We start from the raw sequence: 26686 nt of genomic DNA on the forward strand, positions 1-26686 counted from the left end.
CGTGGCGGATTTCGAGGGGGCCGCCGTGGCGGCGAAGAGGGCGAGAAACAGTAGTCTTTTCATTTTTTGCGTTTTAAGGTGCGTTATTCGATACCTTGATAAAGTGCATACTGGGCGAAAAGACTGTCAGTCGTCGAGCGCATATATTCAACGCTCCCGCGCGGATCGTTGCGCGGCGTAACCTCGTACATGAAAGGCCCGTCATAACCCGCCCGTGTAAGGATATCGATCACTTTCGGCCACTCGACAATACCGCGTCCCGGCATCCAGTGGCGTTCATCTATCCCATCGTAATCCGAGACGTGGATATTCACGATATAAGGAGCGAAACGGGCTGCAAAAGCATGGCTCTTTTCCCCAAGCAAATGGTTGGTGTCATAGCATATTTTAAAATCCGGAACATTGGCCACAAGCCAGTCAAAATCGGCGCTGCTATTGCCCAAACAACCGCGCGGAAGGTCTTCGACAGCCACCACGGCTCCATAACGCTCCTTCACGAGCGGAATAAAGCGCAGTAACATCTGCCGAAGATTCTCAAGGCGCTGAGGCCGCTCCTCGTCAGAAATCTGCGCTTCACTGCTGGGATGCATCACCACTACACGGAACTTGCCGATACGTGTCGCACGATCGAGGATCTCGACCCAGTTTTTGAGCGTCGCCTCGCGCCATTCGGGCCGATTGTCCGAAAGATCATTCGGCGCCTTGCGTGTGAAAGGCAGGTGAACCGACCACAGTTTCAGACCGGAGCCTTTCATTGCCGTATTGAAACGTTCGATCCAAGCATCGTACTGCTCCTCCGTACCACCGGTCAGATTACCCGTCCAGGCTTCGATCCAGCGAATACCATGTTCGTCGTATGCCTCCTTATATGCTTCGGGAGTCATCGAACGGATAGCCCCGTAGACCGCACCGATCTCATTGAATCGTTTTTGCCCTGAAGCCGGCACCGGCAAAAGCGACAGAAAAAGGAAAAACTGAAATATTCTTTTCATAGGAACAAATTATTTTGCAAGCTATAATTCGTTGAGCTCCCGTTTGGCCCGGGAGAGCCTGTCGGACCAGCCTGCTTCCGGGGTTATGGTGGCAAATCCGGAGAGCAGCGTTTCGAGCTGTTCGAGCCGTAACGCGGCCTCCGGCGTTCCGGCGGCTGCGAACTCCTTTTTCAGAATCGAGATCTTTTCGGCATCCTGGATTCCTTCGACCAGCCGTTCGAAGCGGACGGAGGAACGTGCGCCGGGATAAATGATATATGTATCGCCGGCGGGGAAGGTTCTGAAACGCGAGTCGGTCAGCGGTTCCCCGGCCCACGAATTGTAAGCCCAGCGCAGAAATCCGTCGTAACCGCAGGCGGCCGTATACCATCCGGCATAGACCGCTTCGGCGGGGTCGGAGAAGGTGAACATGTTGGGAAAGCGGTCCGAACAGCAGACGTAGTAGGTCGTTACGAAGCCTTGGGCGCGTCGCTCGGCGATATGCTGCGGCGGAACCCGGTCGCGGACTTTGACGCACAGGCTGTTTATGAAGGGATAGCTCAGGTAGCTGTTCTTGTTATCGGCCATGGCGATTCCCAGTTCGGGAGCGGTCTTCCGCAGGAGATCGAGCGCATCGGCCATCTCCTCCGGCGAACGTTCGTCCATGGCGATATTCGTCCGTCCGAGCCACCCCTTTTCGCGGAGGTGTCCGGTGAAGTCGGCGAGGAACGGCACCCACAGCTCTTCGAAAGCCGGAGTGCCCGGATCGGCCGTCACGTCGACGAAACGGCCCGTGACACCGTCCCGGTAGTGGAGCTCGTTGTTCCACGGCAGCATCGAGTAGCAGTTGATGGTATGGTCGATGCCCAGCCCCGTCATCAGTTCGACCCACCGGTCGAAGACCGTGTAGTCATAGCTCCACGCCCCGTCTGCATTCTTTGTCCAGACGATCATGTCGGCGTAAGAGTCGAAGCACTGGTTATTCCACGGGTCCTTGTTCAGCGTCGTCGTGACGACCTTTTGTCCTGCGTCGGCCAGAAGCCGCATGTACGGGACAAGGGCCTCGAAATGGGCGTCGCTCCACATGTCGAGCCCCTCGACGCGGGCGACGGCCGCAGGGTGCTGCCAGAGGTCGAGATAGTAGTTCCACTCGGCAGGGGGCGGGAGTTCCCGGCCGATGACCGTGAGCCCGATGTCGAATGTTCGGAGCAGCCGGCCTTTTGCATACAGTTTGACTGTCGAAACGTACTCACCGGCGGGGGTGTCGGCCGGGACGGAGACCGTTATCCACACCGGACGGACGTTCCGGGCCTTCAGGTCGAAAACATCGATGTCGTCGAGCATATCCGGGACCAGGTGCGGCGGGTAGATTGCCGGATCGTGATAGCCGCATTTGTTGCCGAACTCGTCGCTCAGGACATAGCGAACGAATCGGGCCTGGGCGGCATCTCCGGGAAGCGTATATGTGTCCGACCTGAACGGTTCCACCTCGACCTCTACGCCTTCTGCACCGGACGCGGTCCAGAGCAGCAGTTGGGTGGCGACCCGTTCGCCGCGCCATCCCTCCAGCCGGATGGATGTTATGGGTGCTACATCCGGGGCGACCGAACGTCTGAAAACGGCGTCCGTACTCACGAACGAGGCGTGAAGCCCCCGGGGAACGCCCGACCAGTCGGAGAGCGTGTCGGCCGTGGGGTCGGGCAGTTCGTCGAACGATGAGATTTTCCGGGCGGTCCCGCTGTCGCATGAGACGAGCAGCAGGGAGATCCCTGCGGACAATAACAATGAAGAAAGGTATGGTTTCATGACTTAAAAACGAATTATCTGGTTTACACAAATTCGACAAAGGAGCGCTGCCCCGACCGGAGCAGCACTCCTTTTCACAGCATCCGGAGAGAAATTATTTCATCTTCGCAGCATCGGAAGCCATCTTTTTGTAGATGGCGGCCATTTCACCGAACGATCCTTCGCCGCGTTTGAGTTCATACATGAAAACACCCTTATATCCGGCTTTCATCAATGCCCCATACAACGCGGGCCAATCAATCCTACCCTTGCCCGGAAGCCAATGGCGCTCGTCAATCATGTCGTAATCCGAGATATGGACGGTCGCAATCCGATCGCCGCACGCCTCGACAAAGTGCAACAAATCCTCCGAGAGCAGGTGGTTGGTATCGAAACAAATCTTCACCTCAGGATAGGGGGCGATGATACGCAACAACTCGTCGGAATTACGCCCGAGACAGGTACGCGGCAGGTCCTCAATACACAACTCAGCACCGATCCGCGTCGCTTCCTTGCGTAAAACGCCGATCGAAGCGATGCTGTTCCGGATGCGCCGTTCGCGCTCCCCATCCGCAATCGGCTCGGAACTGGGATGCAGCACCAGTTTCCGCGGCCCTACCTCCCCGCAGATCGCGATCATTTCGGTCAGAAATTCGACATTGGCCATGCGGGCGCTGTCGTTCAGCACCGAAATATCGAGCGTGCGGGAGAACGGAAGGTGGCACGACCAGACTTTCAGACCGGCCTCGTCGGCCTTACGTTTGGCGTGAAGTGCCTTCTCCCGAATCTCAGCCACGGTTCCGCGGCCGCTGATACCGATTTCGACATATTCGATTCCCGCCTTCACGGCCCCGGCCATCTCGTCGGGACTCATGCTGCTGGTCGAACTGCCGACACCGAGACACTGGGCCGTTAGGTTCGCGGCGCACATCAGCGCCGCCGCCGTAAATAAAACAGTCTTCATCGCTTCCGGTTATTTGGTGTAGTTTTTCACACAGCGGACCGCCACCGCATGGGTCTTGGTAGCATCCGTGTTCGCCTTTGTCACGAGATTCATGCTCGTCCCGCTGATCACGAGCGTCCGGGCCACGGTTTCACTGGTCTGTCCGATAAACCAGAGATGTCCCCATTTACCCAAAGATCCGGAATCGAAAGCTCCGGTATTTTTCTGATAACCCACCGGCCACCAGCCGAATCCGACGCTTTCGGCACCATCGACGAATTGCAGCAGCGCCTCGCCGGCATCAGACAACGTCAGGTTCGCCTGATTCCAGATACCGCCGTCGACGATACGGCCGTTGCCGCCGCGCAGCCACGCCCCAACATTGCCCATGTTCTTGACCGTACAGCCCGACTTGTAGAAGCTCGCCTTGGTCGCGGCGTTTTCCGGTTTCTTGTCATGGCCTCCCGAGAAAGTATAGCCGCCCAACGTGAAATCGTCGGGAATGGCAAACTCACTCTTGATAGCCATCAACATGTCCCACCAGTCGTTGGCGTTGGCCACATGCCACCCTTCGGGGCAGCAGCCGCGGATCTGAACGCCGAATTCGCCCTCTTCCGTACCGTCGAGTCTGAATGGATTGCCCGCGTCGTCCGTTCCTTCATAACCCGGGACATAGGGACACTGCTCAGGCGTACAGCCCGATATGCCTGTCATCGCCTCATACCAAGTGTAATAACGTCCTTTGGCGTCATTCAAACGCTGCAAATGCGACGCCTCCAATCCCGCAACCGAAAAGGCCGTCAGATCGGGCGCAACGCCCAGATTGCCGTCCTCCCCCGCTTCGTGGCAATCCTCGGTCATCCACCAACGCTTGCCGTACTTCTTGATCGTATAACCCGGCAGTTCGATGGGTACCGACACGGTAATAGCCGCGAAATACTCGCGGACGCTGCTCGTGCCCAATTCATTCTTGGCCACGACCGACACCGACTGCGCGGGAATCACCACGTCATCGTTGACCACCTTAACGGTGATGACGTTAGTTCCCTGACCATCGACAATCGATATTTTCGACTTTTCCTGATCGGCAATCGTCCACTCGTAGGTTTCAGCCCACTGAACTTTCGACACGGAGAACGTAAACTCTTCGCCGCCATTGCAGGTCAGCGTGGCGGGCACCTTCGTGATCGGCCCGGGTTTCTTGGGGACGGTCATTTCCTGGATTTCCTGTTCAGCATCGCGTTTCACAGCCTCGGTGCAGGCCGCCAGCGCCGACGCTGCGGCCATGCACACTGCAGCCATCATGTATTTTCGGATATTTTTCATGGTTTTAGCGTTTTAGGTTTTACAAAGTGTGGACTTCGGGATATCCGAACGGATTTTCCACATACCAGCGGGTCTTGTAAATCTGATAGCCCGCACGGTTAAACAACCGGTTGCCTTTCAGGTCGCACACCTCGGCCGACCACCAGTTGCCGCTTCCCGACGTGGGCCGCATGACGATCGTGGGATACCCCTCGGGACCGGTCGATATGCTCTTGATGTCCTTCTGCTGGAAAATTTCCACGCCGAGGAACTTCTCTGTCGCACAATCGAACTTATAGACATGCTCGACAGACGAAACATACATCGCATCCTCACCGTAGACCGGCGCCAGGTCATGCGCCATCGTATTTCCCGCCGCCATGTCGTAAGACTTGACTTGCGAAAGTTCCGGAGCCGCGCGGTTCCCGTTATAGGAGAGTTTCAACAACTGGGCGCCGGTCCCCGTCCACAGGCAGTCACGCTTCCTGTCCCAAACCACGTTATGGGCTGAATAGACCGGCATGGTGAAAGCGGGTTTCGAAACATAACTGGAAACAGCATCATAAACATAGACGCTCAACAGGTTGCCCGTACTCGACGCAACCACGATATTCTTATCAGGCAGCACCTCGGCCGAGTGGGGATTTCCACCCGGTTTGGCATAAAAAAGCATCTTCTTGTCCGCAATTCGAATCAGCCCCACACCGCCGCCCGAAGCCGTAACGAGGACACACGTACGGTTGTAAACCGGCTTGGCCTCGTCAGGAGTATTGAACCAGGCCTGTTCGCCGGTCGAAAGCCCGCTGTCGGCGGCCGTCCACTCCCAGGCGATTTTTCCCGTCGGCTGATCGATCATCACGATCCGGTTCTTCGCCTGCTCGGTCAGAATCATCACTTTCGTCGCCTTATCCAGATCAATCGTCTCTTCCTTGTCATCACCCGGCCGCCAGGGAACATAAGGTTCCTCTTCTTCGTCTTTGCTACAACCCTGAAGGAAGCATACGGCAGCCAAAATCCACAAATATTTTTTCATATTCACGAAATGTAATTTACCGGATTAATAATTGGGATTCTGTTCGAGTTTCTTGTTCAGCAGGATTTGGTCCGCCGGAACAGGCCACCAGTAATCGCGGTCGGGATCGAATGCACGCACAGCGATATCCGTACCCGCATAATCCTGTATCACGGCATTCATCACCAGTTCTGCGGTCATCCAACGGCGAATATCGTTGTAATAAAGCCCTTCGCCGGCAAACTCGATGCGACGTTCGTGGCGGATGATCTCACGCATCTCGGCCTGACTCTTCGAACCGTAAGCATAGGTCGGCATCCCGACACGTGTGCGTACGCGGTTCACGGCATCGTAAACGGCATCCGACGGCGTCGCATCGACCTCGTTCTGCGCCTCGGCGAACATCAGCAGCACATCGGCATAACGGATGAACATGTAATTGGTTTCGCCGTTCGAATCATCCGAATCGCGTTTCTGGGCGTCGTAGATCGTGAGTTTCTTATGGGCGAAGCCGGTGAACTGGCACACCTCCGTGGCCGAACAATTCGCCTTGCCGAGGAACGTACTTCCGGGATAGAAATTCGTCGCCGCAAAACGGGGATCGAGATTGTCGTACTTGCCCATCGTCCCCGGTCCGCCGGTCGTCGTCTCGTAGGCGTTCACCAGGTCGAGCAACGGCGCGTTGTTGCGATACTGGATGCTGTAAACGTTGAACGAATTGACCGCCGTGTTCTTGGTCTTCGAGAATTCAATGTTGAAGACACACTCGCAACTGTGTTCGTTGGCCGGGAGGAACAGCTTCCGGTAGTCGCCGAACAGGTCGTAACCCGCCTGCGCCTCCCTGTCGATCACGGCTTTGGCCGCATCGGCGGCAGCCCGCCATTTCGCGGCGTCATTCGAGGGATTGATCAACTTGCTGGCTTCGAAGAGCAGCAGACGGGCTTTGAGGGCCATCGCCGCACCGCGCGTGGCACGTCCCCGGTCGGCCGCCTTCGTCCATTTCCAGTCGAGCAGTTCGCGGTCGATAATGTCGTTCAGATCGTCGAGGATAGCCCCAACCACCTCCTCGCGCGAAGCACGGGGCAGCGAACCGTGCGCATAGACGGGTTCTTCGAGAATCAGCGGCACACCGTTGTAATAGGTTACCAGCATGTAATAGTAGAGTGCGCGCAGGAACTTGGCCTCGCCTTCCATCTGCACCCGCCGGTCATCGGCCACGACTGCATTGGGCAGGCGGTTGAGATGCGTGTTGCAGCGTCCGATACCCTCGTAACATTTCTTCCAGCGGCTAGCAATGATACCCGAGCTGTTGGCCGTATGTGTCCCCTGCGCAATGACGTTATATCCGCCCGCATTGTTATAATTATAGGCGTTGGGCGTGCATGTCTCCTCGAGCAGCGGCGCCGAATCTCCGAACAGCGCGCTGTTGGTCAGTATGTTGTAACAGCCGGTCATGGCCGCTTCGGTTCCCTCTTCGGTTTCCCAGAACGTTTCGACCGTATATTTGTCGGTAGGAATGGTATCGAGGTTGCAGGAACCCATCACCGTCGCACCGCAAATCATCAATCCGAATACTATTTTTTTCATAATTTTCCGTATTTGAAGCGATTAGAAAGTAATATTGAACCCGAAGTTGATCGTCCGCAACGAGGGGTACTGCATCAGGTTGGTCGACGACAGGTCGATTTCGGGATCGAACATCTTCAACGGTGAAATCGTAAAGAGGTTCTCACCGTTGACGAAAATCTGACACTGGCTCATACCGAGTTTCGAAATCCACTTTTTAGGCAGCGTATACGAGAGTTGCAGTTGCTTGCAGCGCAGGTACGAGGCGTCGTAAAGCCACTGCGTGTTCTTGTAGTTGTGCATCTCGGGAGCTCCCGTCGCGGTGTGGAGAATCGGCAGGCGGGCGTCGTGGTTCTCGGGAGTCCACGCGTCGGTGGCCCACTCTTTCAACACACCCGCGCCGTTCCAGAACGGGGCAGCGAGGTTGCCCGAAAGGTAGGTGCTCACGTCGGCGACCCCCTGGAACTGCGCCGAAAGTTCAAGGCCCTTCCAACCCAGGGAGAAGTTGAAGGCATAGGTAATGCTCGGAGTCAGGTTACCGCTGACGGCGCGGTCGTTGTCGTCGATCTTATCGTCGTTGTTAAGATTCTTATAGCGGATGTAACCCGGCTTCACGCCGCTGCCGACGGTCACCGAATTGGCGATCTCCTCGTAACTGTTGTAGAACCCGTCGGCCTGATAGAGATACCACGCGTCGATGGGCTCGCCCTCGCGGATGATGTTGAAGGTCTTGATATACTCCTGCCCGTCGAGGTCCACGACGATATTCTTATTGTAGCAGAAGTTACCGCCGACGCTGTAACGGAAATTCTTAACCGTACTCCGCCATTGGAGGTTCAGCTCGATACCGTCATTGGCCACCACGCCGATATTCTGCTTCGGGCCGTTCAGGTTGCCGATCTGCGCAGGGATCTTCACGTCGCGCAGAATACCTTCGGTGCGCTTCTTATAAAGGTCCGCGCTGAACAGCAGCCGGTGGTCGAAAGCCTCGAAATCCAGTCCGAGGTTGTAGGTGCGCGTCGTCTCCCACGAAATGTTCTCGTCGACGAAATCCTTGATCGCCGCGCCGCCCGAAAGCACGTCGCCGAAACTATAATTGTAGTCCTTGCTCGCCAGCACAGCCATCAGGTATTCATAATTGCCGATGGCCTGGTTGCCCATCTCGCCAACCGACCCACGGAGCTTGAGCACATTGATCTGGCGAACGTCCTTCAGGAAATTCTCCTTGTCGATGCGCCAGCCGACCGACACGGCGGGGAAGAAAGCCCAGCGGTTGCCCTTGGCGAATTTCGACGAACCGTCATAACGCGCCGTGAGGTCAATCAGGTATTTCTCTTTATAATCATAGGTGATGCGCCCGAAATAGGAGAAGAGCAGGTCAAGCGACGATCCGCCCGAGATCTCGTCCATCGTGGCGCCCACCGACAGGGCCGTGAGTTGATTATTGAAATAGTCGCGCTTCTTGGCCTGGAAATTCTTACTATCGTAGCGTTTGTACTCCGTACCTACCATCACGTTAAAATTATGGTTCCCGCCAAAACTCTTACCCCATGACAACGTGTTGTAAAAGGTAAAGTTAATCGAGTTGTTGTCCCAATCCTTAGCCGACACATAAGCACTGAAATCCTTCCGTTCGAGGGTCTTGGGATTGTAGGTATACATCGCATGTTTGAAATCCTTCGAATAGTGGTCGATCTTCACGTATCCCATGTTGGCGTTGTACTTGATACCCCACGGCAGGTCGTAGCCGATGTTGATTTTTCCCAGCATGCGGTGGAACTGACGCCGGGTATTGCCCTCGTGAAGCTCCATGAGCGGATTCTCGGGATTATTGCGCCCGGGAGTCGAAAGCCAGGTCGAAAGCCACTTGCCGTCGGGCAACTGCGTGCTGAAAATCGGCAGGGCGCGGTTAATGACGTTGACCGTCGTCGAAATACCGTAGATCGGATCGGTATTGTAGCGCAGGTTGCCCAACAGGCTGACACCCACCTTCAGGCGTTTGGTCACCTGTGCGTTTATCTTCATGTCCCACGAAAAACGTTCGGCGTTGTCGTTGGCGACCATGATACCCCGCTGATTCATGTAACCGCCGCCCAGCGAGTAGGAAATCTTGTCCGTACCCCCCGAAACACGGGCATTGTATTGCTGAAGGAAACCGTTCTCATAGCAGAGGTCGTACCAGTCGGAGGCGGGATAGATATAGCGGTCGTGCTTCATGCCCTCCTCGTATTCGAGAATATCGTCCTCGTTATAGGTCACCGTCAGCTTGCCTTCGTTCAACTCAGCCTGGTTCCGCATGCGCATATACTGAATCGGATCGGTAACCACGTCGGGAACGTAGGTCGCCGACTGAATACCGAAGTTGGCGCTGAGTTTCACCACCGGCTCGCCTTTGCGGGCCTGCTTGGTGGTAATCAGGATAACGCCGTTGGCAGCCTTGGAACCATAGATCGAGGCCGAAGCGTCCTTCAACACCGAAATCGTCTCGATATCACCGGGGTTGAGTTCGTTAAGCGAGTACTCCATGCCGTCGACCAACACCATGGGGCTGGAACTGCTCATCGTACCGACACCGCGAATACGGATTGTCGCGCCGTCGCTGCCGGGTTTCGCCGAAGCCTGATTGATATAGACGCCGGGCATCGAATACAACGCCTGCGAGGCGTGCGTCAACGGCTGGTTCTCGATTTCCGACATCTGGCGCACGGCGACCGAACCGGTCAGGTTGACCTTCTTCTGAACGCCGTAACCGATCACCACCACATCGTCCAACATCTGCGCATTCTCTTTCAGTGCTACGGTCAGGTGCGTACGATTGCCGACCGACACCTGCTGCGCGTCGTAACCGATGAACGACACGTTGAGCACCGCCCCCGCAGTTACATTCAGGGCAAATTCGCCTTTCGAATTGGTTACCATACCGTTGCTCGTACCCTCGACAATCACGCTCGCCCCCACAATCGGGGCACCGGACTCTGTTTCGACACGGCCTGTCAGTTGATACTCCTTGTTCGGACCGGCAGGAGCAGGTTTGTAAAGCACAATGTGACGGCCTTCGAGTTTGGCGCGAATCCCCTGCTCAGCCAACACGCCGTCAAGCAGTTTCAGCACGTTCTGGCTCTGTGCTTCGACCGAAACACGCCTGCTCAGGTCGATTTCACTTTCACGATACCAGAACGAGTAGCCGCTCTCTTTCTTTACCGCCTCGATCACTTCATGCACGGTGACGTTCTTCAGCGTCAACGAAATCACAGGGTTCTGAGCATAAAGCGCCTGCGCTGCAACCATAAACCAACACAGCACCAGCAATCCGCTCAGCCGACACAATGCCCGCCGGCCCAAAAGGTCCAGGAAAGACCTCCTGCTGGAAAAATTTTTACTCATAAGAATTAAAATTTAGGTTATAGTGAAAAAAAGTTGGGTTGATATTTATCGGTTTCTGTATAATTCGAAGCGGTTCTTATGGCTCCGGCAAAGAATGCGGCTGTCGGCCGAAATAATCCGCATGATCTCGTGTATATTCTCGCCATCGACAAATTCACCCGTAAAACAGGTTTTCCGCAATTGTTCGTCGGCAATCAGAATATCGACATTGAATTGTCGTTCAAGGCTCCGGGCGATCGCCTCGAGCGGCTCGGCCTGAAAATAAAGTTTGTCCTCGCACCACGAAAGCACATGTTCGACATTCACCCGGCGCAACGACAGCAGCCCGAAAGATTTCTCAAAAAACGCCTGCTCCCCGGGGCGCAGCCGCACGCACCGCGACCCAGGGCCGCCATCTACCAGCAGACTTCCCGTTGCAAGCGTAATCTGAAAATCCTCGTCCTCCGAGTAGGCATGCACGTTGAAAGTCGTGCCGAGAACCGTCGAGGCAACCTGCCCCGTCACCACTACGAAAGGCTTACGGGCATCGTGCTCGACCTCGAAATAGGCCTCGCCATCCACTTCCACACGGCGTTCGTCCCCGAACAAGGCCGGATAGACAATGCGTGTGCCTCCGTTGAGCCGCACGCGGGAACCGTCGGGCAACACCACGTCAGATTTTACCCCCAAAGGCGTCGAAACGCTTACGGGCTGCGCGGCAGCAACCAGACGGTTCTCGGTGTGGAATCCACCCAGCAGCCAGCTGCCGCAGACAGCGCATGCCGCCACGACCGCAGCCGCAGCGTAACGCGCAATCCGCAGGCGCAATCCCCGGCGGCGGATACGCATCCGCACGTCGGCCCACACCTGTTCACGCATCCCGTCAGCCATGGCATCGACCTCCGCCCCTACACGTATACCATCCAGCAATTCGGACAGCCTCCGGCGGTCGCGCTCCGTTCCCTCAATCAGTTCCAATATTTCCGATTCCTTTCGTGCGTTCTGAAATTGCATAGTTTTCTGCCGTTTACAAGTATAGAGTACCAAAGCCGCGGTTCCGTTTAAGGGAACCGCGGCTTTTTTTCATTTTTCATTCCGACAAAGCTCAAAGACGGCCTGAAAAAAGCAACAACAGCAAAGAAATCAGTTTCAGGTCAGGATAATATTTGCGAACGCCTGCTACGATACGGTCGACGGCAAGTTTGAGTTGCACACGCACCGTACTTTCAGAAAGAGACAAAATTTCGGCAATCTCACGCGACGAGAGACACTCTTGCCGATTAAGCAGGAACACCGTACGACAACGTTCAGGAAGGTTATTGACCAGACGGCCTATCAATTCCTCCAACTCCGACTCTATCAGATGGCTATCGGAAGCCTCCCCATCGAGGGGGGGGGGAATTCCGGTCGAGTACCGAGACGGGAATCTCTTCGAGCGAAAGACAGCGGCGACGTGTCCGGCATTCCCTCAGATAACGGTTCGATTCGTTTCGGGCAACGATGTAGAGATAAGCATCGATATTGCTTATCCGCCTAAGCGAAACGCGGGACTTCCAGATCGCAACGAAAACATTGCTCACGACCTCGCCGCAAGCCTCCTTGTTCCGCAGGAAATAGTAAGTGAACCGAAAAATGCTCTGGTAATATAAATCATAGAAAACCCGGAAAGCATAATCGTCGTTCTCGCTTACGGAAATAAGCAAATCGTTAAGTTTCTTTTTCTCCATGCTTGGCATGTTCAAGCTTTTCGAACGCAAAAATAATCATTATATCCAAAACGAGATGTAGTTTTCAGATCGCCTCCGATACGCTCCTAATAAATGACATTCTTTGCGCCGACAGAAAAGCCTCCTGTAATCTATTAATTATCAAGCATTATTTTAGCAATACGCGAAGTATAGCGCCAGGCTTCAGAATATGAATTTGCGGGTTCTTATCCTGCCGGCGAAGCGTGACGCGGAGCCTGTCGGACGCGACACGCTCGATTTCGAGGTCGAAATCGCTCCCGAAAGCCCGTATATGGCGCAAGGCCGCACGATCCCAAGCGGCCGGCAACGAAGGAGTCATCTCAAAAGATCTGAATCCCGTCGGACGAATGCCGAACAATCCTTCGGTAAAAATACGGCAGTAGAGGCCGCTCTCGGCAGAAAGCTGCCGCATCGAACCGGAGCCTTCGGGCCATGCCTCGATAAAATAGGGGACATGATTGCCCGTAAGGCGCCGAGCTGTAAACCGATGCAAAAAATCGCCCGCCTTATCGGCGCAGCCTGCCCGGAAAATACCCCGCAGGGCATAGAGCGTCGAGCGATCCCAGAAAACCGAGTCGCCCTGTTCCGTCAGCAGGCCGTCCTCCGTATGGAGTTCGGGGCCAAGCAGCGCGGCAACCGTCCCCTCACGACGTTCAGAAAGACCGACGACGAGGGGCATGCAGATCCAGGCGCGCAGTTTATCGTTGATTTCCGAATAGCGGTAGGCATGATAACCGGCCACGTCACGGCCGAAAAACCGTTCGATGGCCGCGGCCAGCTCCCGGGCCTGACGCAAATAGGCGTTCGTCTGCGACGGTTTCACACCGATTTCCCGGCCCAGTGCAGCAGCCGACAACAGCGCGTCGTAATAGAGCGCAGAGGTGGCCAGATTGGTCCGTCCGACAGGGAAACGCCCTTCCAGTTCGTCGGAATCCGACGCCACGACTCCGTCGGCGGTCCGGTTGCGACGGCAATACTCCAGACACCATTCGACTAACGGCCACAACTCTTCAGCTTCGGTGCGGTCGGCACGAGCAAGGGCATAACGGGCTGCCCCGTTCGCACACATTGCAGCATCGCCGCGGTCTCCCGCCCCATTCCAGATATCCGTACCCTCGGCGATGATCGAACTGGGCAGAGGCCGATAGTCGGCATTCATGAAACGAGCGAAATGGCGGAATGTGTTGATGGCCGATTCATTGGCCGTCGCATAGCCCAGAAAAGGGAAGAACGGAATCACGTATTCGCACTGGTCGTTGGTCCATACCGCCGCATAGAAAACCTCGCCGCCGGGAGCGTGCATATATCCGCCCCGCGTTCGGATGATGCTTTCGGCAGCCCGGAGTTTGGAAAAATGAAACGCCGTATTCAGCACCGAATCGGGCGTTTCGAGCACAAGGCTGTGTCCGATGTCCTCCCGTATGAACGCACGGCGCGCAGCCAGCTCCGCGGCGACGTCCGGACGTCGGGGATTTTCACCCTTGCGGTATGCCTGAAACACCGCATCGAAAACCACCGAATCGCCGGGTGCGACCTCGAAACGTCCGCTGCCCGAAATATCGGCCCGCAGGACGTAACTGCCCTCCATGCCTTTCGCAGGATCGGTTTCGAACGTCTGCATATATTCCGGGATATAGATCGTACGCGTGCGGTTCGGGCTGCCGTTGCGCAGTACATAACGCTCGCATGTCAACGGCAGGGTCCGGGAAGGAAAAATAGTCCGGGTCATCGTCACGGCAGGTTCGGAAGCATAGTCCGACACCAATCCCAGTTTCGACCGCCCTGTTCGCCACGTGCTGCGCACCTCCATCACTCCATCGAACCGCACCTGTTCCACCGTTTCCGACTGCAGGGCGAAGCCGTCCACGCTCAGCAATGACGGTATGTCGGTCGCCATACGGAACACGAGGCTGGCATGCGTATCGTTCGGAACGGTACGCAGCAAGGGAAAGACCAGGGAACGCTCTTCGCGGAATGCTCCCCGCTCGTCGACACCCCACCGCAAAACGAGGGAAGTCGCCTCGCCGGTCATCTCCACACAGTCCTCATGCGGAAGATCGGCTCCGGGCCGCCAAACGATATGACGCTGATCTGTTCCGATCTGCCAGCGCTGTCCGGATGCCGGCACGACGGCCAGAACAAGCAGACAACATGCTAAAAATCTATTATTCATCTTTTTTACTTTTTCAAATCGTCGATCCGTATATCGAACCGGCCGTAATCGGCCGTCCGCCAGGCATTCCGCACCGTGATGCGCGACAGAATAGACCGCAGCGAGAAATTGAACTATACACAAATATAAAACTTTATTGTAATAATTCGCACAATTATATACTTCGAGAAAAAATTGGTGACCTCAACTTCGACCACCCAGATATATCGAAAGAAGAGATGCTTCGACCCTCGACAAAGTAATCAGGGACAAAAATATAAAAGACTCAGACATAACAAAAACATGCTGCCACCAAGGAAGCAATTCTGCATCCAAGAACTTAACCCCTAGAGATAAAATGGAACTTAAAAAAGATTTTGTGTTCCATTTGTGTTCCAGTAAACGAAATCAGCCACCTGCAGATTTTTGCAAGTGGCTGATTCTCTGTTGTCGGGGTGACTGGATTCGAACCAGCGACCACACGCCCCCCAGACGTTCCTCAAAATAAATAAATTGCTATTATACAGTAATTTACAAACACGAATGCTCTGCGGTTTACACGTTGGTTTACACAGTTACAGAAACCATGATTGATTAATAAATAGGTGAATTAGCTGTATATCTTATAGATACATAGATAAAAGCCATCATTAGATACTAAAAAATCGGCGAAAAATTTTCCCCTCTCGCCGTTCGTCTGTTTTCAGCAATTTTCAGTAGCTTTGATTTCTATATTAAAAATTGTATTTTTGATATGCGTAATAACCCAAGCATTATGAACGATATTATTCCGATAGATTCCGAAGTCACGACTTTTTCTGAATATCTTAATAATAATTGTCGAGGTATTCTGTCTGCACGATTTGGAGACGGAAAGAGTTTCTTTCTGAATGAAGTTAAGAAGCAATTATCCGATAAGTATTTGTTCCTAACAATATATCCTATCAATTATCAGGTCGCTGAAAACAAAGATATTTTTGAGTATATTAAGCGAGATATATTGTTGCAAATCTTGATGACATCCGAGATTGATTTCTCGGATGAAAAATATGGCTTTTCATTGAGATTATGGGGATTCTTCAATCAAAATGGGAAAGACCTTGTGTCGGATATTGTTTCTTTAGTTGCATCCTCTTTAGCTAATATTCCCCAAGATGCTATAAAAGTATTTCGGGACAACATTGCCAAGTTCAAAAACTTTTCAAAGGAAGTCGGTCATTCCCAGTCCGATAGTATCGAATCATATTTGGATGAATTTGCAAGCCAAAAAGGAGGGATATATGAATTTGACCCTATATCACGGATTATTTATCAACTAATAACAGATATTAAAGAAAATAGTGGCAAGCAAGTTATCCTTGTTATTGAAGATATGGATAGGATTGATCCTGCCCATATATTCCGCATCCTCAATGTATTTTCTGCGCATTGGGATATGCAAGATTATTCAGAACAAAAACTTGCACATGGCAACCCTTTGAATAAATACAATTTCGATAAAATATTGCTGGTCTGTCATTTTCAAAACATCAAGAATATCTTTCATCATTTATATGGAGAGAGAACAGATTTTACGGGTTATATTCATAAATTCTCGTCTTCCACGCCCTATGAATATTCATTGAATGATGTGATTGAAGAATGGATTTTACAGAAAATACCTTTTAGTAAAGATACTTTTTCTGCTATTTGTGAACGATTGGTAGACCTTATTATGCAGAAATATGAGAATTGTGAAAATATAATTACCAACATTCGGCACATTACCCATTTCTTAAACCAATCCAATTACAATATCAGAAAAGAGAATATTCCACCGTATAGCTGGCAAAATGGACATAATGGGTTTAATTATTTTATCTCCACCTATAATCAAGTTACCCATTTGTTATGTATATTAGAAAACTTTGAAATATCCATTGACGAGTTTTTAGATTCCCAAGCAGATCCATTTTACCGACAACTATGTCAATTTATTGGTCAGTGTTGGTTGATTTATCCACAGCTAAATATAGATTCAAATTCTTCAAAATGCAAGTTTAGATTCTCTAATTGCATAAATAATTCAATATCGTGTGAATGGTCTGGTTATCAAGCGACTTTGCCATGCAAATCAACAAAAGTCGATACGAATCCTATTCTTCAGCGATTTGAAATAAAATGGATGCAAATGGATAGTATTTCACACTCATCTTACCTTAAAGAATTATTTCCCCAACAAAGTTATAAAACTATATTATCATTCTTTGGAGACTATATCTATTGACTTATTTATATAAACTGCTCTAAATACTTTTCATTGAACCCCGTGAGTGGAAATTTGAAATCTTTTTGTGTGCCGTCTGTTGTCGTATATGTAAAGCTAACGGCGTCGCTCTTGTTGTGAACGGCAAAAAGGTTTACGCTATCTGCGGAATTTGAAAACTCAATAACGTTAGGCATGATTAGCGTTATATCTCCTTTTATATCGTCCAACGGGCAAGACATTGAAACCATCTTCTTCCCTCGTCTTTGGAATGTCATTTTTACGGGTTGCTGTTGGTCGATGTCCAACGCAAAGAAATAGTAAAAGGTAAACGGAACGGTTTCATCTTCTTTTCTCCCGACAAATAGGCAGACCCCGTAATCATCATCATAAGACACGGATTTGGCAATGTAGGATATTTGATTGTCATCCCGTTTTTCCTTGCCGATTTTTCATTCTGTTTTTGGTGTTTTATACATTTTAGCTAAAATTTGTAGTGTTATTAAATCTTTGATTATGATGTAAATATACGAAAAATTTATGAATTATGCAAGTAAAATAAAAAGGACAAACTTGTGCAAAGGGTCTATAAGTTAACCCTTTTGCACAAGTCTGTCCTATTAGAGAGAATCAACCGTTATTCTTCCACAAACAGCCTTTCTTGAATCTTTCTGCCAATATCACACAAATACTGCCCGATATATATAAGATAATTCGTGCCATTTGGCCAAATTCCTCTTGCTCGTCTGACAATTCGAAATCTGCCCGTATCTGTTCATAAGATTTCCATTGCCTGTTTGTCATATTCATATCGACAAGCATATTGCTGGTTGTTGTGTTTTGCGGACTTTTCGTAAAATCCGCATATTCACACTCCCAGAGTATGTCTATTTTATGATGCAGTTCAGCTAACAAGGATTCTGTCTTGTTATCAAAAAGTGTTTGAGAAAAACACTCCCAACCGAATGCTACCAATAATAAAGATAGCCCTATAATTTGAAATTTCTTTGCCATATTTTTAATCTTTCTCCTGCCATGCGGGAACACGGCAGGAGAAGGTTTGCATTTATTCATCCAAACTCGTTATGCTTGTAAAGTTCTTCCAACCGTTTGCGGCTTTGTATGCGTTAATACACCCTGACGGTACTTTAAGTACAGAATTAGAGTTTATATGATAGAATGTATTGTTATCGCATGTAGGAGGTATTGAGGTCCCAATTCTAAATATTTGAAGTTCAGAATTATTAGAAAATGCTCCTTCTCCGATTTCTTCTACTTGGGTACATTCGGACATATCTAAGGTCGTAAGATTCTTTAAGCTGCAGAAAGCTCCATAATAAGTAACAGGAGAAGCACTAGCATCACGACCCCCACCAATGATTTTTAACTGTGAATCTTTCTCGAATGTTATAGTTGTCAGAGAGGAGCAACCCTTAAATGCAGCCGCTTCAATTGTTTCTACACTTGCAGGAATTTCAATAAAAGTCAATGAAGTGCAATTAGTAAATGCACCTTTCGTTATATTTGAAGGAATTATTTCTCCAATAGTTTTGAGTTGAGAGCCTTTTTCAAAGGTAACCGATGCCAGTTTGCGACAATTGGAGAATGCACCAGCTTGAATAGTTTTTACACTTGCAGGAATATCTATGGAAATCAATGAAATACAACCATAGAACGCTTGCAACTTAATAGATTCTACATTTGCAGGAATATGAATTTTTTTCAGAGAAGCGCAACCTCGAAAAGCAGCTGCATTAATTGAAATAATATTATCGGGTAATTTTATTGATAACAACTCGTTACAATTCAAAAATGCGTCGTTAGGAATTGAGGTTAAGCCAGTAAAATATTGTAATTCATTAAATGCATATATCCCTTTTTCGCTGAACTCTGTACCAATTGTTGTTACAGCAGCGGCTTCCTCGTATGACAGGGCTCCATCTTCATTTTTATCCCAATTAGTAATACAGATAGCCTTTACTAATGCATCTTCAAATTGAATGATATTCGGGTCTGCCGATTGTCCCGTTTTGGAAATCGTGATTACCGTCCCGTCTGCCAGTTCAAAATAAACATTGTTCTCGTCCTGCGTGATTTTGATGCTATCTGCATCCTTGCCATCCTCTCCTGTGGCTTTGCCTAACTGCGACCAATTCGTTCCGTTATCATAGGAAATCCACCAATAGCCCTCTCGAATTTCGAGTTTCGGCGTAACACCGTCTGAACCATCCGCGCCATTATTACCGTCTGTCCCTTGTGCTTTTATCTTCTGTCCGTCCACAACGATAAACTCTCCGTCCAGCGTCCAATAATAGATGCCGTCCGTGTCTTTTTTCACACCGATAACGGGTGTATTTCCATCTGCACCGTCTTTACCGTTGTAAATTACAATCGGGTTGCTCTTGGCAAACTTAATCGTGTAGCCTACCACCTTGCCGTTCTCGGTCAGCGGGTCTACACTTGTGATATAATCATTGTTTTGGAGTGCTGTTACAATCGTCTGTAAGGCTGAAAGGTTTGTATTCGTTTCGTTGCAAAGACGCTGTAAGGCTTCAAATGCAGACCATGTAGGCAGTTTGATTTGCGTACCGTTTGATAAGGTGAAAATTACATAGTCCGTGCTGGTTTCATAATCCACGCCCGAAAACATGGAATCGCCACCAATGCCGTCTTCACCTGTGGCCTTACCTAACTGCGTCCAATTTGCTCCGTTATCATAGGAAACAAACCAATAATCGTTTTCGATTTTGAATTGCGGGGTCGTACCGTTGGTTCCGTTTGTGCCGTCTTTACCCTCGGCTTGGATTTTTCCACCATCGACCACAATAAATTCACCGTTCAACGTCCAATAATAGACACCATCAGTATCTTTTTTTACGCCGATGGTGGGTGTTGTCCCGTCTTCACCGTCTTCACCGTTTTGTCCGTCCTTGCCGTGATAAATGGTAATAGGATTACCTTTGCTGAAAGTAATTGTATAACCGATTTCTTTACCGTCTTGCATAAAAGGTGTAGTCCCCGTAACATAGACGTTGTTCTGTAATGCTGTTACGATGGTCTGCAACGATGCAATATTGGTGTTCATCTGTTTGCAGAGTTCCTCTAATTTTGCGACACGGTTTTCCAATCCGTGAACGCTGTTCCAAAGGTCATCATCATCGTATTTACACGATGTGAGCGCAACCACCGCAAATAATGCGGCAAAAGCCAATAGTTTTTTCATAATGAGATTATTTAAGTAAAACAAGTGACGCACGTTTTACCGTACAACTCCTATGCGGTGGATAAATACAAAAAAGAAAGTGTGGAGTTGTTCGTTATCTGTACCGAGGTTCTGACAAAACCCAAAGACGAATAAGAAACAATACCCCACACCGAATAGAATATATCAGATGATATATGCCTATACACGGTGATGAGCGTTGTCGTTATCCTCGTCTTTGTAGAAACTGTCAGATTTCGGTACAAGGATTAGCGAAACACTTTCACTAAACTAATATGTTACCGCCCATTAGGACGATGCCACAAAGTTAAAAAATGTTTCTCAATACGCAACACTCGTGGGGTATTGTAGTTACAAAGTTCTCTAAAACAAAGCATCTTTCCAATAGCACGGCTTATGGATTCAAAACTTTGTTCTTTATAAATTGGAGTAGAAGATTTTATTGTTACGCCTGCATAAACTCTATAATTGTGGGTTGCAGATAGTTCAGATACTCAATTATCGACCTTACGCCAGCATAAAAACAGAAATTAGAGGTTACAAAATCATTTCGGAATTGCAAAGCCCCTAATCTCTGTAATTTGCAGTTTTATTATGTCGATATGCAGGCCGTGTTTCATTCTCCTGCAATCTTCTGTATCACACTATCCATGCAGATTGCCTGACCGCTGGCTAACCTGCCCCACCAACAGCAACCGTATTCCTCAATGATTACTTGGTTCTCTCGTTTCAGTCGTTCGGCCAGCCAGCTGTCAATCAACCACCATTCCATGACATCACCCAAGAACGGATAGATATATTCTTCGGGAAGCAAGTGCTTGTTCAGCATTTCATCCACGACTGCGGTTTGATTCGTCAGTACGCAGTTCTCCACCAATCGTTGTGCTGTCATAGGATTCCTTGTTGAGCAGCTATATTGCGTAACCATTGATTAGCGAATGTAGTGTGTTCTGTCTGCAAGCGAGAATTTAGAAAGATACCATCCTCCGACCATTTCACGCTGTTCTGCACGATGCCGCAGTAGTCATTGCGATAATAGTACGGGATGAATTGCTGTGTTTCTTTGTGCAGGGCAAACAACATTTCAGGGTCGCGCATGGCATCGCCGTTCTGTTGTCCGTAATGAGCCAGCGAGAAAAAGTCGTACTTGTCGATACGGCCGATCAGTTCAAGGTAGACGGGCATATAAGTACCGTCCGAGTTGTCGATTTTGGTTGTTTGCAGAGCCAACAATGCGCGGAAAATCCCCGCCGCCTTTCTGTCAAGTGTTTTCATACATAAAACGGTTTTACATTTGACAATGGGGAGGGGGCTTTGATTCATGTATCTGCTCGTGGGCTGTATTAAAATAAAAAACTCCAACAGTTGCATTGTTGGAGTTTTAGATGTAAGAGAAATACTTAGAATGGCAAATCTAATCGATCTAATTCTTCTAATACTTTTTCTAATGTTTCTGTTTCTTTAGTGCATGAATCAACAGCCTCGTTATATAGGCTTTCAAGGAAAGGATACTCATTATCACCTGCCATTACGGAAACAATGGGAATCACCATGTTTTTGTCGTTATACATGCTTACAGCAATAAATTCAGAAGCACTATTGTTATAGTATTCAATGCCTTTAGATATTGCAAAAGTTGCGGCATTCAATTCCAACATATATTCGTTTTCTGAACTTGTTTTACGCCATTCCAATTTCCGTTCTTTCGTCAACTTATATAACCGTTGTATTAATTCAGAATATTTCTTTTCCATCTTATTTAGATTTTAATTGATTTTCAATTCTACTTAACATTGAGGCAATTTCTTCCATGTCTTGGCAAAAAATAATCTTATCGAGTTTAGCTTTATTGCTCATTTGTTTGTCGATACTATTCAGATCAATTTCTACTCTTTTCTTTAATCGCCCAAATTCTTCAATATCCAATTCGATCTTTCCAATGAACTCAACTCGCATCATAAAATCTTTTACATCGCATAGCCTTAATTTTGCGAGTTCATATTTTTCACTATTTATATATTCCTCAATAATCCGAATAGTGGTTACGATTTTAGCTATATCAGATATGGATAAAATTTGCTCTACTTTTTCTCTCGTTTGGGCAACCGCAGATTGAGTGCTTTTTGTTATATTTTGTAGAGCCATAATCTGCCATAAAGCGACAGCCAATCCATAGATAGATACATAAAACCCAAGTAGAGTAGCAAGATTGAAAATTGTTTGCTGTTCTTGAGATGTATATCTATAATATAGCCCTATAATTGCGCCTAATAATACAAAGAATATTATAGCCAATAATAGTTTTGTTAAGTTCTTCATCTAAAATTCATTTGAGTTACCAACAAAGATAATAAATAATTCTCGATTTATTTTGCAATCATCCTATCTCTAACAATGGTAACGCAGGCTGTTGTCTTTCCGTTGATTTTGGGCGCTGTTTCCTTTATCTCGTATCACTTTGCGAGGTCTGCGGCCTTTGCCGTCTGTTGAATCCCCAAATCGTCGTATATTCGTTGCAGTTCCGATTTGGCCTTGCTCTTGGAAATGAACATTTGTTTAGGAAACACCGTATCTATCATCTTTACGATTTTATATTCGCTCGGCAGCCGTACCTGCTTCGTCAATTCTCGGCGGATGTTTCCGACATGGTATTTCAACGCCTGCACTTTGGCCGTTCCCAACTCGTCGTATGCCTGCCTCACCAACGGATATTTAAGGGCTATTCGGGCACACAGTTCCTCGTGATTATCCAGCGAGAAAAACGGTCGTGTCGTTTTCAGACGATGGTATTCATCGAACAGTTCTTTGAATGTAACCCGTGCGTTGTCCTTGTTCTCCATCTTCTCTATAATCTCGCTGAACGTGTGGCGGGTTATCGTGTAGCCATTCCTCTTTAATTCATCTGTAAGGTTTATATAGGTTCTGTAAATATGGCGGCAAATCTTGAAATTGACTATATCCATATTGGCGAAATTCTTATCCACGATAAGGCGGTTATCTTCTATCCTTACATATTGTTCGTTGATGTATTTGATTTTCGATAAGGTCTTTTCCCGTGCCGTATCGCTCAATGAATTTATTTCGTCGGCATATTGCACGGCTTCCTGCAAGGTTTTCTTGGTGGCCGCAACAAATTCATCGAGGGTAACATCTCGGCTGTACTTGGTCGTGGAATAGACGTGTATAATCTCGCCCTTGTATTTGGAATCCCGCAAGCGTCCGCAAATCTGTGTAAACAAAGTCGAAATATCCAACAGCGTGTGGGATTTGTTACCGTCGCTGACAATGAATGTAACCCCGTTCTCGTCGTAAATATCGCACCCCTCAAAGCAGGTCGAGGTGTAAAAGTTGATTTTCTTCACGGGGTCTGACGGCTGACCGATGGGATAATCCTTGCCTAACTTACGTTGGTTGCTCTCGCCATTATCACCACTTGTAGAGCAAACATGCCTTACTTGTTCGGGAGTAAGTTTTGCAAGGTCGGTTACCTTTTTCATAAACTCCACGCTGTTAACGAAGATGTGCAGGTTATGGGGTAAGCCTTTATCCAACACCTTGCGGCACTCCTTGACGATATAGTGGGTAGGTTTGGAGGTCTGACGGGAACGGATGTTGACCTCTTGCAGATGCGGTCAGTTGATTTCGCAAACAGGCAGGTGTTTTAGTTCCTCTAAAACATATTCCTGCTCAATAGGGGTAGCTGTCATATAAGTTGCCCTATCGAATTTAGCGGCTTCTGCAAGTAAATTCTTAATGGCATTATGACGGAACGAATAAGCATTGAACAAAACGTGTCATTCATCCACCAGCAGGAAAGTATCTTTATAAGGGTCTATGCCGATACTTTGCAATGCCTTAATGGTTCGTGGCACGGAATCGTATGTAACAGCAATCTTTAATAGAGAATGGCTCTTTGCATAGTCGATGATGTCCTGCTCTTGGATGCCCTCGTAAACACCCAGCACGGAAATATCATCCTTGCGGTAAATGGTCTTGTTCTTTACCAATGCCACGTAAGGCATGGCTATAATGGTGGGAATGGAGTTGCGGATAGCCAACTCGGTAGCACCGCAACCTGTCTGCTTCTTGTTGAATAGGCAGTTAGTGGGAATCTCAGTTAGAAAGTCTGATAAGTAAGTTGCCCCAGCGGGAGCGTTAATTGTTCAATTTTGATTGGCAATGTTATTTGTAGTCATACTTATAAATGTTTATTTGTTAATATATCTCTTTTCTGAAATCTTCTATCTCTTTCAATCTTCCATATTTTTTAATCCTGTAATTGTATTTATAAAGGAAAAATCCATTTCGTACTCAAAAAATGTGGTAATCTTTTATATCTCTAATCTTAATGGAATCTCTATCATCAAATGGCATCTTCCAAATAAGCGGAATATAGCGAACAAGTTTCTATCTCTCTAATTTTGCTTATCTGCTTTATCATCCATTCCATATTTTTTAATTCTGAAATACATTCTTTATAGGAAATATCCGTTTCACACTCAAAAAATGTGGAAATAGGAAGCAAAGACAAGGACAGCCAATAATGCCGTCCTTACCCGTCCTATAAACTTATTTTCTATGGAAGCAGTAGAATTTCCCCTTTCTCGGATTTGCTATTACAAATATAATAAAATTCTTTAATAAATACAAGTTTAAGGGCTGGTTGTTCAAAGGAATTTCAGGCGAATTTTCCTATCTTTGTTTAACCGAATGTTACTGCTATGGAGCCGCTTTACGATTATGTTTCCGAGATTGCCAACCGAATGTATCCTACATGGGAGTTCGATGATAGTTGTGGAGAGTATTTTCAAACCGATTCTTTCCGCGGATGGGATTTCGTGCATCAGTTGGAGGACGGGCGGTTGAAATGTCCCTTTACGAAAGAGCAGTATTTGGAAAACACTCCGATTATCCGTTCCCTGCGGGCCATAGGTATCGACACCGAGAAATTTTGGATGGCGATGCTCTTTGTCTACGATGTGGTACGGGAACAAACCGAAAATGTGCAGCAGGTTCCGACCTCGGTATTCGAGGAGTTTCGGACTTTCGCCAAGTACCTGCAAGAAAATCCCGATGCCAAAATCCGTGCATGGCGAGGGCGCGAGCACGGCGCGACCCTTGAATCCGACCTTGCAAAGCGGATGTTGGGCAAGTTGCTCGCTGACAACGTGGCAGAACTCTATGCCAAGTTGTCAAACACCCGTTCTTTCGGATTGGACGGATTTTCGGTGAATCTCAAAAGTTGTTACAAGATAACGCTTGCCGTCAAATGTTTTTTGCCGCTTTTGGAAAAGTTCAAAGAGGAAGATAACCGCAGTACGAATCCCAATAAGGTTTCCTATAACAGAATGCTGTTGATTTCGCGCATCGTCTATTTCTTCGGCTATACGGACAATCCGAAATTCCTTGATAATGACGAGAGTATATCGGGAATCTGGACATCTTACAAGGATAAGGAGTGGACGACGGTAGGCGCGAATTTCAGATAAATCCAATTACATATCGGATGATAAGGGACGGCATAAGCCGTCCTTTTTTTATTCTGCCGATAAGGGGTAGTAAAAATCATGCACTTTTCTGCTATCCGCCAACTATTTCTGCCATAATGAGTTATGTATGATTTTCGTAGTATTCAGCATTGAAAACGCAAACGCAGGTTCTTTGACATATACTCCGCTTCTCGGTAGGGAGAGAGAATCCGAACCGAAAGGCCGCAGGTCGAATCGCACGGCAGGACGATGACGGGAGTTTGCCCAAGCCATCACCCGACTGCCGCCAGAGCTGGCAAGAGCTCACCAGTCAGACCTAACGCCGAGAAAATGAGATATATAACTTAATCTTAATTATATGATAGAAACATCAAAATTAACTTTTGGAACTCTGCAAGGTACAGGGTTTAAGAGCGTCAACGGGAACGAAATCCCGCAATTCATTGACAAACTGGTAGATTCGGAGCACCCTAATGATGAATGTATAAACTGGGAATCCAAAATTTGGGCGACACTCAATCTTGCCAGAAGCTACCTTAAATATAGAGGGCTGACAACAGAATCGACGAGTGCCGAGGATAAGAAAGAAGCACTCGGTCAGGCAATCAATGATATTTGGGAGAATGCAACAATGTTCGATACCTGCTTCCAACTCTTTTCGGAGGTGTTGCGGACGCATACTCCCGATTTTGACAGCTATTGTGCCGTAATAGGAGTTAATCCCGAAGCAGTTGCACAGCACATCTTATATGAAGGTATCGGAAAAGTAAATGAGGTGCTTCGTTATGGTCTGGAACAAACGTATGGCCCTCTTGTCATTCTAAAACTTGCATTCATTCGATTTAATTTAGAGGAGAATGTTCAGTGGTAGTAAGTGTTTACAA

At 48.6% G+C, this 26686-nt stretch carries 23 protein-coding genes; 3 read left to right on the forward strand and 20 right to left on the reverse strand.

Going from position 1 to position 26686, the window contains the following annotated elements; genetic code table 11:
* Positions 1-83: 83 nt before the first annotated feature.
* From BLU78_RS10185 to BLU78_RS10230, 11 genes are all read right to left on the reverse strand, one after another.
* Positions 84-992, reverse strand: a complete 909-nt coding sequence (locus BLU78_RS10185) for a sugar phosphate isomerase/epimerase family protein (protein WP_074712082.1) — start codon at positions 990-992, stop codon at positions 84-86.
* A 21-nt stretch (positions 993-1013) separates the two neighbouring features.
* Entirely contained in the window at positions 1014-2777 is a 1764-nt protein-coding gene (locus BLU78_RS10190; protein ID WP_231290935.1) for a DUF4091 domain-containing protein, read from the reverse strand.
* Positions 2778-2871: 94 nt separating this feature from the next.
* Complete coding sequence (locus BLU78_RS10195; RefSeq protein ID WP_010265059.1) at positions 2872-3720, reverse strand: sugar phosphate isomerase/epimerase family protein; 849 nt, start codon at positions 3718-3720, stop codon at positions 2872-2874.
* 9 nt (positions 3721-3729) lie between these two features.
* On the reverse strand, positions 3730-5025 hold the full coding sequence (locus BLU78_RS10200; RefSeq protein ID WP_010265062.1) for an FISUMP domain-containing protein: 1296 nt from the start codon (positions 5023-5025) through the stop codon (positions 3730-3732).
* Between the two features lie 19 nt (positions 5026-5044).
* Positions 5045-6037 carry a DUF6528 family protein gene (locus tag BLU78_RS10205; protein ID WP_010265066.1) on the reverse strand — a complete coding sequence of 331 codons (993 nt, stop codon included), beginning with the start codon at positions 6035-6037 and terminating at the stop codon, positions 5045-5047.
* A 24-nt stretch (positions 6038-6061) separates the two neighbouring features.
* Positions 6062-7603 carry a RagB/SusD family nutrient uptake outer membrane protein gene (locus BLU78_RS10210; RefSeq protein ID WP_026020806.1) on the reverse strand — a complete coding sequence of 514 codons (1542 nt, stop codon included), beginning with the start codon at positions 7601-7603 and terminating at the stop codon, positions 6062-6064.
* A 21-nt stretch (positions 7604-7624) separates the two neighbouring features.
* Entirely contained in the window at positions 7625-10834 is a 3210-nt protein-coding gene (locus tag BLU78_RS10215) for a SusC/RagA family TonB-linked outer membrane protein (protein ID WP_020692183.1), read from the reverse strand.
* 177 nt (positions 10835-11011) lie between these two features.
* The gene (locus tag BLU78_RS10220) at positions 11012-11959 is read right to left on the reverse strand and encodes a FecR family protein (protein WP_010265077.1); all 948 of its coding nucleotides are present in this window, start codon (positions 11957-11959) and stop codon (positions 11012-11014) included.
* Positions 11960-12050: 91 nt separating this feature from the next.
* Positions 12051-12347 (reverse strand): sigma-70 family RNA polymerase sigma factor, encoded by a 297-nt coding sequence (locus BLU78_RS13870; RefSeq protein WP_081504109.1) that lies wholly within the window; start codon positions 12345-12347, stop codon positions 12051-12053.
* A complete protein-coding gene (locus tag BLU78_RS14360) occupies positions 12313-12681 on the reverse strand; it encodes an RNA polymerase sigma factor (RefSeq protein WP_081504110.1) in 369 nt (122 codons plus the stop codon). The genes BLU78_RS13870 and BLU78_RS14360 overlap by 35 nt, the downstream gene beginning before the upstream one ends.
* Positions 12682-12820: 139 nt before the next feature.
* The gene (locus BLU78_RS10230; protein WP_044106658.1) at positions 12821-14866 is read right to left on the reverse strand and encodes a glucosidase family protein; all 2046 of its coding nucleotides are present in this window, start codon (positions 14864-14866) and stop codon (positions 12821-12823) included.
* Positions 14867-15620: 754 nt separating this feature from the next.
* Here BLU78_RS10230 and BLU78_RS14025 point away from each other — a divergent pair.
* The gene (locus tag BLU78_RS14025; RefSeq protein ID WP_143029388.1) at positions 15621-17111 is read left to right on the forward strand and encodes a hypothetical protein; all 1491 of its coding nucleotides are present in this window, start codon (positions 15621-15623) and stop codon (positions 17109-17111) included.
* A gap of 5 nt (positions 17112-17116) precedes the next feature.
* Here the strand turns inward: BLU78_RS14025 and BLU78_RS13880 are convergent, their stop codons facing one another.
* From BLU78_RS13880 to BLU78_RS14230, 9 genes are all read right to left on the reverse strand, one after another.
* The gene (locus BLU78_RS13880; RefSeq protein ID WP_010265089.1) at positions 17117-17488 is read right to left on the reverse strand and encodes a hypothetical protein; all 372 of its coding nucleotides are present in this window, start codon (positions 17486-17488) and stop codon (positions 17117-17119) included.
* Positions 17489-17720: 232 nt separating this feature from the next.
* On the reverse strand, positions 17721-18104 hold the full coding sequence (locus BLU78_RS10240) for a hypothetical protein (RefSeq protein ID WP_010265094.1): 384 nt from the start codon (positions 18102-18104) through the stop codon (positions 17721-17723).
* 52 nt (positions 18105-18156) lie between these two features.
* The gene (locus BLU78_RS10245; RefSeq protein ID WP_143029389.1) at positions 18157-20313 is read right to left on the reverse strand and encodes a PL29 family lyase N-terminal domain-containing protein; all 2157 of its coding nucleotides are present in this window, start codon (positions 20311-20313) and stop codon (positions 18157-18159) included.
* A gap of 616 nt (positions 20314-20929) precedes the next feature.
* Positions 20930-21205 (reverse strand): hypothetical protein, encoded by a 276-nt coding sequence (locus BLU78_RS10250; protein WP_010265102.1) that lies wholly within the window; start codon positions 21203-21205, stop codon positions 20930-20932.
* The gene (locus tag BLU78_RS10255; protein WP_026020810.1) at positions 21202-21588 is read right to left on the reverse strand and encodes a DUF6908 domain-containing protein; all 387 of its coding nucleotides are present in this window, start codon (positions 21586-21588) and stop codon (positions 21202-21204) included. The genes BLU78_RS10250 and BLU78_RS10255 overlap by 4 nt, the downstream gene beginning before the upstream one ends.
* Positions 21589-21713: 125 nt before the next feature.
* Positions 21714-22067, reverse strand: a complete 354-nt coding sequence (locus BLU78_RS10260) for a hypothetical protein (RefSeq protein WP_010265110.1) — start codon at positions 22065-22067, stop codon at positions 21714-21716.
* 1 nt (position 22068) lies between these two features.
* Positions 22069-22632 (reverse strand): hypothetical protein, encoded by a 564-nt coding sequence (locus tag BLU78_RS10265; protein WP_010265114.1) that lies wholly within the window; start codon positions 22630-22632, stop codon positions 22069-22071.
* 134 nt (positions 22633-22766) lie between these two features.
* Complete coding sequence (locus BLU78_RS10270; protein WP_231290946.1) at positions 22767-23810, reverse strand: hypothetical protein; 1044 nt, start codon at positions 23808-23810, stop codon at positions 22767-22769.
* A 297-nt stretch (positions 23811-24107) separates the two neighbouring features.
* Positions 24108-24371 carry a hypothetical protein gene (locus tag BLU78_RS14230; RefSeq protein ID WP_020692177.1) on the reverse strand — a complete coding sequence of 88 codons (264 nt, stop codon included), beginning with the start codon at positions 24369-24371 and terminating at the stop codon, positions 24108-24110.
* A gap of 663 nt (positions 24372-25034) precedes the next feature.
* On the opposite strand from BLU78_RS14230, the gene BLU78_RS10285 reads away from it, so the two are divergent.
* The gene (locus tag BLU78_RS10285) at positions 25035-25802 is read left to right on the forward strand and encodes a hypothetical protein (protein WP_010265123.1); all 768 of its coding nucleotides are present in this window, start codon (positions 25035-25037) and stop codon (positions 25800-25802) included.
* Between the two features lie 358 nt (positions 25803-26160).
* Positions 26161-26673, forward strand: a complete 513-nt coding sequence (locus BLU78_RS10290; protein ID WP_010265125.1) for a hypothetical protein — start codon at positions 26161-26163, stop codon at positions 26671-26673.
* The last annotated feature ends 13 nt before the right edge of the window (positions 26674-26686 follow it).

The sequence above is a fragment of the Alistipes timonensis JC136 genome (assembly GCF_900107675.1).
GTDB lineage: Bacteria > Bacteroidota > Bacteroidia > Bacteroidales > Rikenellaceae > Alistipes > Alistipes timonensis.